We start from the raw sequence: 8,137 nt of genomic DNA, 5'->3' as shown, positions 1-8,137 counted from the left end.
AGGTTCTCCCGGAGGGTCATGAGGGTGCGCCGGGCTGCGGGCTCGTGGGAGACGATCTGGAGGATCAGGCCGGCGACCAGGGCTTTGGCCTCCTCGTTCCAGTGGGCTTCACCGCTCATGCCCGGTTCGTCGAAGACGAGGGCATCGGCGAGCGTTCCGGCGTCCTCGGCAAGGTCGAGGCTAGCCGGGTCAAGGCTGTCCATGGGATTGAAGGTGCCGGTCCGGGTATCGGTCGCGCCGAAGGGATCGAGAATATGGACTGGCCCGAACTGTTCCCGGGCGCGTCCGGCGATCTTTGCGTTTTCGCCCTTGGGATCGATGCAGATGATGGAGCGATCGGCGGTCAGCAGATTTGGAATGAGGGTGCCGACGCCTTTTCCGGTCCTGGTCGGCGCCATGGTGATGAGGTGGGACGGGCCGTCATAGCGCAGGAGCCTTTTCGACTTGGGGTCTCGGCCAATTAGGAGGCCGGAAGACTTTTGCGAATAGGGCGCCATCTCTTTCGGTGTCGCGAAGCGGGCGGAGCCGTGGGTTTCACCGGCGATGTTACCGAAATTGTCGATGAGCGCATTGGTGATAGCGCGCCAAATAAGCAGCAAGGCAAAGATGATAACGACCGAACTGGCGATCTGGCGAATGAGGCCGGCGCGCTCGATCGTGCCGTTATGGACGAGATATTCAATGACGAAAGTAGGAATGAGTATGATGACCAGAAGACCGACAACGAACTTCACGAAAAACGCGCCATAGCGAAAGGGAAATGTCACGAAAGCGATCAATGCCCAGATGGGGTCACGTCCTGCGGCGCGCCCAATATTTTTCAATGCCACCCAGGCCAATTTTAATCTCAGCATGAATTCCCCTGTATCAAGCGTCTTTTTGGTTTTCGGTACTTATCTCGATCAAATCGGAAAACAGTTCCTTATCGGCCTCCCGAGTGAGGAAGTCCGGCAGTTCGCGGCGTAGCCAGTCGGAGAGCCGCCGTGTAAATTCCGGGTCATTGGCATTCTCAAGACGGTGCAGCACAAGTGCTCCAAGCAACACCTTACGGCGTGTGTCGCGGGTGCGCTCCTGTTTTGTGAGCCGTGCTTTCAGCGTCTTCTTTTTCGTTTCCAGTTCAGCTAGTCGCTGTTCGATGGATTTGCGTGCCATGATGATTTCCTGATGAAGGTACCACAGGGCTGCACTCTATAATTAATTTTACCGAGGAAGCAAAACGCAAAGTTGCGCATATTGAGGCAAGAGGCTATCCGCTTGCTCCGATACCTGAAAATGAAAAAGCGTAGCGATTGAAATTTGAAGGGCGCACTTACGAGTTGATGCTCAACTCAGTGCTTGATACCCTCTTTGAGGATTAGGAGATCGGGATTGGCCGTCTATCATTGCAGCATCAAGCCAATATCGCGATCGGGCGGCCGCAGCGCCGTGGCGGCGATCGCCTATCGATCCGGTGAGCGGCTGGGGAATGAACGCGACGGCATGGTGCATGACTTCACCAAAAAACAGGGCATCGAGCACACCGAGATCGTTCTGCCCGAAGGGTCATCCGCCGAGTGGGCGCGCGATCGCTCGGTTTTGTGGAATGCCGCCGAGTTTGCCGAAAACCGCAAAGACGCCCGTGTCGCTCGTGAGTTCGAGATTGCGCTTCCCCATGAGTTGTCGGCTGAAGCGCGGCTGGAAGCGGTTCGCGACTTTGCCGCCGATCTTGCGAACCGCTATGGCGTGGCAGTGGACTTTGCCATTCATGCGCCGCATGTCGAAGGCGACATTCGGAACTTCCATGCGCACGTGATGATGACGACACGTCGGGTTGAGAAAAGCGGCTTAAGCGAGAAAACCTATATCGAGCGTGAGAACAAGTGGCTGTTGGGACAGGGCTTGCCGGCGAGCGACATGCAGATTCGTGACATTCGCCGATCTTGGGAAGGGATAGCGAATGAACAGCTGGCACGTGAAGGGTTTGATATCCGGATCGATCACCGGTCCCATTTGGACCGGGGGCTTGAGATCATTCCGACGGAGCATATGGGAGTTCATGCGACGCAGCTGCAACGGCAGGGGCGGGCGGTAGATCGAACCCGTTTGGATGAGGGGTCGGCCAAACGCAATGCGGAGCTTATCCGGGAAAAGCCGGAAGAGGTTCTGTCGCTGATTGCAGAAGAGAAGAGCGTGTTCGATCGGCATGATATTGCCCGCACACTGCATCGCTATCTCAACGATGAGCCCCAAGCGTTTCAGAACGCCTTTGCTTCAGTCATGGCCTCGCCGACGCTTGTGCAGCTTCAGGGCGAGCGTGTTGATCGGGAAACGGGCGAAGTGACGCTCGCGCGCTATTCAACGCGGGACATGGTGTCTCTTGAAAGCAGCATGATCGAAAGCGCGCGGCGAATGCATGCGGCGCGATCGCATGGTGTCGATCAGCGACATGTTCGTGGTGCGATCGAGCGACAGGACGAGGCGCTTCAACGCGGGGCCGGGGATATCTCGGCGCGATTGTCGAATGAGCAGCGTGGAGCGATTGCGCATATCACCGGTCGGGAACGGATTGCGGCGGTGGTCGGGTTTGCGGGGGCGGGCAAGTCGACGATGCTGGCGGCGGCGCGTGAGGCCTGGGAGCGACAGGGGTACCGGGTTCATGGGGCGGCCTTGTCGGGGAAGGCGGCCGAAGGGTTGGAAGAGAGTTCCGGGATTGCGAGCCGCACGTTGGCGTCGTGGGAGATGGGTTGGCAGAACGACAGGCGCCAGCTCGGCCGCGGCGACGTGTTTGTTATCGACGAGGCGGGGATGGTGGGCAGCCGTCAGCTGGCGCGATTTGTTGGCGAGGCTGAAGCGCGCGGGGCGAAGATCGTTCTTGTTGGCGATCATGAGCAGTTGCAGGCGATCGGGGCGGGCGCTCCGTTCCGGGCTGTTGCGGAAGAGGTCGGTCATGCGGAGCTTACGGAAATTCGCCGCCAGCGTCATGACTGGCAGCGGGAGGCTTCTGTTTCGTTTGCCACCCATAAGACGGGCGAAGGGTTGGCCGCCTATCGCGATCATGGAGACATTCATTTTGCGGCTGATCGCGACCAGGCGCGGTCGGAGATTGTTCGAGACTACCTTGCCGATCTTGACCAGCGGCCGCAGGGAAGCCGGGTCGCTATGGCGCATCGGAGGGTTGATGTTCGAGCGTTGAATGAAGGCATCCGTTCCGAGCTTCAGGAACGCGGTTCATTGTCGCGCGGCGAGGACGCCGGCGAAGTGTCGGTTCAGACCAATGACGGCAAGCGCGACTTTGCGCCGGGTGACCGGATCGTATTCCTTGAGAACAACCGTGACCTTGGTGTCAAAAACGGGATGCTTGGCACGGTGGAGCGCATCGAAGCCGGTGAGGGGGGTGACCCACCCAGGATCGTTGCGCAGCTCGATGGCCGCGATGGTGAGTGCGTGCGTGTTGATTTGGAGACCTACAAGGCCATCGACCACGGCTATGCGACGACGATCCACAAAAACCAGGGGGCGACGGTCGACCGAGCCTATGTTCTGGCGTCGGCAACGATGGACCGACATTTGACCTATGTTGCTATGACCAGGCATCGCGATGGCGCGCAGCTTTATGCGGATATGGGCGAGTTCGGCGATCGTTCATCGGGTCGCCTGGTCGAACATGGCAAGGCGCCGTTTGAGCACCGGTCAGGCAACGCCAAGAGCTACTTCGTCACTCTGGAAAACGCCAAAGGCGAGCGACAGACGACTTGGGGTGTTGATCTTGAGCGGGCCATTGGTGAGGCCAAACCGGAGATCGGCGAGACGATCGGGCTTCGGCATGAGGGATCTCAGACGGTTAGGCTTCCTGATGGAACGCAGGTGCAGCGCAATGCCTGGAAGGTGATTGAGGCGCAGGATCTGGCCTATGGACAGCTGGAAGCCCGTTTGTCGCGTTCCGGCGTGAAGGAAACGACGCTGGATTATTCCGCCGCTTTTGCAGAGCGTCGCGGGATAGCGGAAACCTTGGGGATCAGGAGCGAGATCGATGTTGCGCGGATGGAGCGGAGTGCTGCCCGCGATCTTTCTCCGGCTCACTACGGCGCTAATGGGGAGCGCGTTCGCTCGCAGAAAGATCGCTCCGAAACGGTCGGGCGTATGGTGGCCCAGGATAGGGGATCTGGCGAGAAGAAGCTTGCGGATCGCGCAGAGCGAACGACCGAGGCAAACGCACCGTCGGCGGGCAAACAGCGGCGTAGCCTGTTTGACGGTCTCAAGCTTAACGCCCGGTCGAAACAGGAACGCAAGCCGGAAACGCGCGATATAGACCAGGACAGGCTTGCTGAGCGGCTGCGCCGGCACTCCCCGTTTGAAACGGCCGTCGATCGCTATGCGCAGGCGTTTAGCGCCGGACAAAAGCAGCGTGGGCAGGGCTTGCCTCTCCTTGAGAGTCAGAAACGGGAAATGCAGGAGGCCGGCCGTCAGCTCGACCAGGCGCGGTCCGGTTCCCTGGAGTTGATCAGATCTGCGGTGCAGCGCGATCCGCAGACCGCGTTGGCCATGACGGAGCGTTCTGGCCGGGACCGTGTCGATCATCTTGTCGCCGGCATGGAGCGTGAGCGGGCGGCGGTTGCGGACCCGGCTGTTCGTGCCGATCGCTTTGTCGAGCGCTGGCAGGAGTTGAAGGCCGAGCACCGGGAGCTGCGTGGGCGGCAGGAGACGCAAGCGCGCGGCAGGGTCGCATCTGAGTTGCGCGATTTGACGAAAAGCCTCGAGCGCGATCCGCAGATGGAGCAGGCGCTTCAAAAGCGGTCGAAAGACCTTGGACTTGACCATATCGGCCAAGAAAAGAGCCTTGCCAAAGACCTGGAGCGGCAAATCTCGCGGGAGCAAAAGCTCGACAAGAGCCACGGACTGGAAATGTAAGGGACACGATGACGGACGCAAGCGCGGACTTCGAACGAGACAACATGGAAACTGCCGGCGATCCGGTTCAGGCTTTCGACGATTTGCGTGAGGCGGTGGAAAAGCTCTCACGCGAGATCGGCGGAGAAATGACCGTGATCCGCAAGGGGGTCGAGACGGCCTTCGACCAGATCGACAGGATCGGTCAGCCGGTCGACTACAGTGCCGATCTCGGTCGTCTGGTGGAAAGCCTTGCCCGGACCCGGGAGCGCCTTCAGGCGATCGAGCAATTGCCGGTACTCCGGCTTCAGCCGGCCCAACTGACGCGCGCCGCCGAACAGGGCGGGGACGGGCTGGTAAAATCACTGGCGCGTAAAGTGGATGAAGCTACCAGCGATCTGGCGCGCGAAGCCCGGACCCTTGCCGCCTATACCAAAAGTGCACGAGATCGGGAAACCCAGACCCGAAACCTGTACTTTGCCGGCTTCGGCGGACTGGTGGCCGGAATGCTCCTGGTCGGTGTGGTGCTGTTCTGTCTGCCCGACGCTCTCGCCTCGCGGGTCGCGGCCTTCCTCATGCATGACACGCGCTGGAATGCCGGCTTTGCCATGATGAGTGCCGGCAATCCTGCCAGCGCGCAGTTTATGAATACAGCCAACCAGCTGGTTTATGCCAATAACGAGGCCATCGAGAAATGCCGGGCGGCCGCCGCAATGGCCGGGCAAGACCAGACATGCACCATTGTCGTGTCCGAAAACTGAGGGCTGGCAGGAAGAGAGCTAGGCCCAAAAGTTGGAGGCGCCTCAGTCAGGTGGCGATTTGAAGTTGCTTGATGCCATCGCGGAACGCACACTCCCCCAAGCCACAATACGACCTGCAAACCCGGTAATGATCTTAGCAATTCGGGAGATTGTCCAAGTTGTTTTCTGAAGACGAATCTGCGGTCGAGCGAAGGTATTTCCCGGTATTTCCATTCACCACGGTGATGTCGACGCGAGACGTACCAGCCTGCTGGACGTAGTAAGTGTGCAGGCCTTTTTCGATGTCGTTGATCGCATCTGCCTTCAGGCGAGGAGACCATGTTGCGCCTGACTTGCAGAGCTTAGTGATATCGCCATCCGTGTTTTTTCCGGAGGCAGTAACTTGTCTGTCGGCCATCTGAAGCGTTCCTTGTAGATGAAATATTGTATGGTTCGAAATATTCCTGTTTGGAGGTGCGCGGGATTATCAGGCACCTCTCTCCATTGTTTTAACGTTATTTTTTGTTCGGACGCTGCGTGAGTGCCGAAGCTGCCGCCGTCTTTGCAGCTGAGCTGGACTTTGGGTTTTTAAGCACTTTTGACGCTGCTGATGCAGCCTTCGCGCTCGTTACTTCTTTGTTCGATTTTGCCATGTTGTTCACCTACTTCCTTTCTTCTTAATCTCTAGAGTTTGTCAAAACCGGTCTATAAATGGGAATAACATTCCACCCGCAATATTGGGTTGTTTTTTAATAAAAACAACCCTGAATCGTATCTATTGAGTGTGTTCTACTAGGGCGGTTGCACACGAAGATTCGGGGCGACTGGGCCACTTATAAGGCATTGAAGAAATATGCTTATTTATGATGTGTACATTTAGTACGGTTTTTCCTTGCATTCTTGCGCGAGAATCATCCATATTATAGGAGACATGACCGGCCCCACTGCACCTCGGTGTACGGGTCGGTCTTCTTATTTATAATATTGAATTGTGGCCTTATATCCGAAACCATTCCTATCTCTTGATGACCAAGTTGCGCTTTTAAAACAGCGTGGAATGGAAATTACGGACGAGCCGAGAGCTAAATTCTACCTTTCGCGCGTCAACTATTATCGCCTTAGTGCGTATTGGTATCCGTTTCGTGAAAAGCAGACGGTGGTAGATCCTAACACTGGGGTCGAGCAGACAACGATTCTAGACACCTTCAAACAGGGCACACATTTCAGCCATGCCCTGGATCTCTATGTCTTCGATAAAAAGCTGCGTTTGATGGCTCTCGATGCCCTAGAGCGCATCGAAATCGCTTTGCGGGCGGATCTTGCTATCCTGCTCGGTCAGCGGGCTCCTCTTGCGCATAGAGATCCTTCGCAGCTCCACGGTCATTTTTCCCGCCGTCGCCGTAATCCGCAAGCAGAAACCGAACATGAAAAATGGCTCCGGATCTTGGATGGAAAGGTCGAGAGATCTCGTGAGGATTTCGCGCTGCACTTCCGGCGCAGATACCCAGGCGCAGACATGCCAATATGGGTAGCGGCGGAGATTTGGGACTTCGGAGCCCTATCGCACCTCTATGCAGGTCTCTTACAGGCTGACAGAGATGCTATTGCGCAAAGTTACGGTGTGCCAGACGGGCGGATCTTCGAGAGATGGCTGCGTGTCCTCAATGATGTTCGAAACATCTGTGCTCACCATTCCCGACTTTGGAACAAACCGCTGGTGAATATCCCTCGTATGGGCGGGCCGGGGGACATTCCAGCCTTTGATCACATCCAGGCGGATAGGCGCGCTCAAACGCGTGTCTACGCCGCCTTTGCGATCATGCGTCACATGGTCGGCGTGATTAATCCGAACTCCTCCTGGTGCTTGTTCTTGTTGGAGCATTTGGGCACGTTTCCGGACAATGCTTATGTTTCACTAAAGAATGCGGGGTTTCCCGATGGCTGGGAACAACAGGTGATTTGGGCTGGGTGACGGACAATGCTTCTTAGCACAGTGAGCACGTCGAGGCGGCAGACTTGGCGAGAGTTGCATCATTCCTCCGGCATATCCGGCCTACGCACCTGGCGCGGGCGCAGTTCCCCCACCGTGTTGCACAAATCATCAGGCGGCGCGCGGCGGTCCCTTACCCAGAATTTTGGCATCATGAGATACGCTCGAACGTGGGACGTCCGAGGGAAGTCATCTTGTTGAGGACTGAGACGCCAATCCGGCTCTCGGTTCTCTGATTGTCCAGGGTGCGTGATCTTAACCTTTCCCCGAGAGCACTTCGTGAAAAGGTGTATCACCAATCGCTGCCTGAAATCGAAGATTTCAACGCGATTGGTGATACTTTTTGTTTTTGCTTTCACGAAACGCTATTGGCTCGGATCGAGCGCACGCTCTTCATGCTGAGCTATGTCTGAATCTGGTGTCCGGGCGATTTGAATGACGGCGGTGCATCTGGTTGGATTGGTGTTGCTACACACCCAACCAACCATTTTAGGACGCACCACCATGGACGAAGCTACCATCATCGATTTTACCCGTCGAG

General features: G+C 57.1%; 7 protein-coding genes. 4 read left to right on the top strand and 3 right to left on the bottom strand.

Going from position 1 to position 8,137, the window contains the following annotated elements; all coding sequences use genetic code 11:
- Positions 1 to 854, bottom strand: an 854-nt coding sequence (locus ABJ076_RS00035; RefSeq protein WP_348513288.1) for a type IV secretory system conjugative DNA transfer family protein, incomplete at its 3' end; no start/stop codon positions are given.
- A 13-nt stretch (positions 855 to 867) separates the two neighbouring features.
- Positions 868 to 1,152: a mobilization protein gene (locus ABJ076_RS00030; RefSeq protein ID WP_348037662.1), complete on the bottom strand. Its 285-nt coding sequence runs from the start codon at positions 1,150 to 1,152 to the stop codon at positions 868 to 870.
- 216 nt (positions 1,153 to 1,368) lie between these two features.
- Here ABJ076_RS00030 and traA point away from each other — a divergent pair, with 216 nt between their 5' ends.
- Both traA and ABJ076_RS00020 read left to right on the top strand, forming a co-directional pair.
- Positions 1,369 to 4,887, top strand: coding sequence for a Ti-type conjugative transfer relaxase TraA (gene traA / locus ABJ076_RS00025; RefSeq protein WP_348513287.1), 3,519 nt, complete (start codon positions 1,369 to 1,371; stop codon positions 4,885 to 4,887).
- An 8-nt stretch (positions 4,888 to 4,895) separates the two neighbouring features.
- Positions 4,896 to 5,627 carry a DUF6118 family protein gene (locus ABJ076_RS00020; protein WP_348037665.1) on the top strand — a complete coding sequence of 244 codons (732 nt, stop codon included), beginning with the start codon at positions 4,896 to 4,898 and terminating at the stop codon, positions 5,625 to 5,627.
- A 133-nt stretch (positions 5,628 to 5,760) separates the two neighbouring features.
- Here ABJ076_RS00020 and ABJ076_RS00015 read toward each other — a convergent pair whose 3' ends face one another.
- Positions 5,761 to 6,024: a DUF3892 domain-containing protein gene (locus ABJ076_RS00015; protein WP_348037667.1), complete on the bottom strand. Its 264-nt coding sequence runs from the start codon at positions 6,022 to 6,024 to the stop codon at positions 5,761 to 5,763.
- Positions 6,025 to 6,143: 119 nt separating this feature from the next.
- Between ABJ076_RS00015 and ABJ076_RS00010 the strand changes: the two genes are divergently transcribed.
- Together ABJ076_RS00010 and ABJ076_RS00005 are read left to right on the top strand one after the other, a co-directional pair.
- Entirely contained in the window at positions 6,144 to 6,287 is a 144-nt protein-coding gene (locus ABJ076_RS00010; RefSeq protein ID WP_348037669.1) for a hypothetical protein, read from the top strand.
- A gap of 376 nt (positions 6,288 to 6,663) precedes the next feature.
- A complete protein-coding gene (locus tag ABJ076_RS00005; RefSeq protein ID WP_348037671.1) occupies positions 6,664 to 7,578 on the top strand; it encodes an Abi family protein in 915 nt (304 codons plus the stop codon).
- The last annotated feature ends 559 nt before the right edge of the window (positions 7,579 to 8,137 follow it).

It is taken from the genome of Nisaea sp. (assembly GCF_039990255.1).
Lineage (GTDB): Bacteria > Pseudomonadota > Alphaproteobacteria > Thalassobaculales > Thalassobaculaceae > Nisaea.
This window is presented reverse-complemented; position numbering and strand designations above follow the sequence as displayed.

Bases quoted from the DNA above. Each gene is read 5' to 3' on its own strand.
- ABJ076_RS00015 (WP_348037667.1), bottom strand. From the start codon at position 6,024: ATGGCCGACAGACAAGTTACTGCCTCCGGAAAAAACACGGATGGCGAT.
- ABJ076_RS00030 (WP_348037662.1), bottom strand. From the start codon at position 1,152: ATGGCACGCAAATCCATCGAACAGCGACTAGCTGAACTGGAAACGAAA.
- ABJ076_RS00005 (WP_348037671.1), top strand. From the start codon at position 6,664: ATGGAAATTACGGACGAGCCGAGAGCTAAATTCTACCTTTCGCGCGTC.
- ABJ076_RS00020 (WP_348037665.1), top strand. From the start codon at position 4,896: ATGACGGACGCAAGCGCGGACTTCGAACGAGACAACATGGAAACTGCC.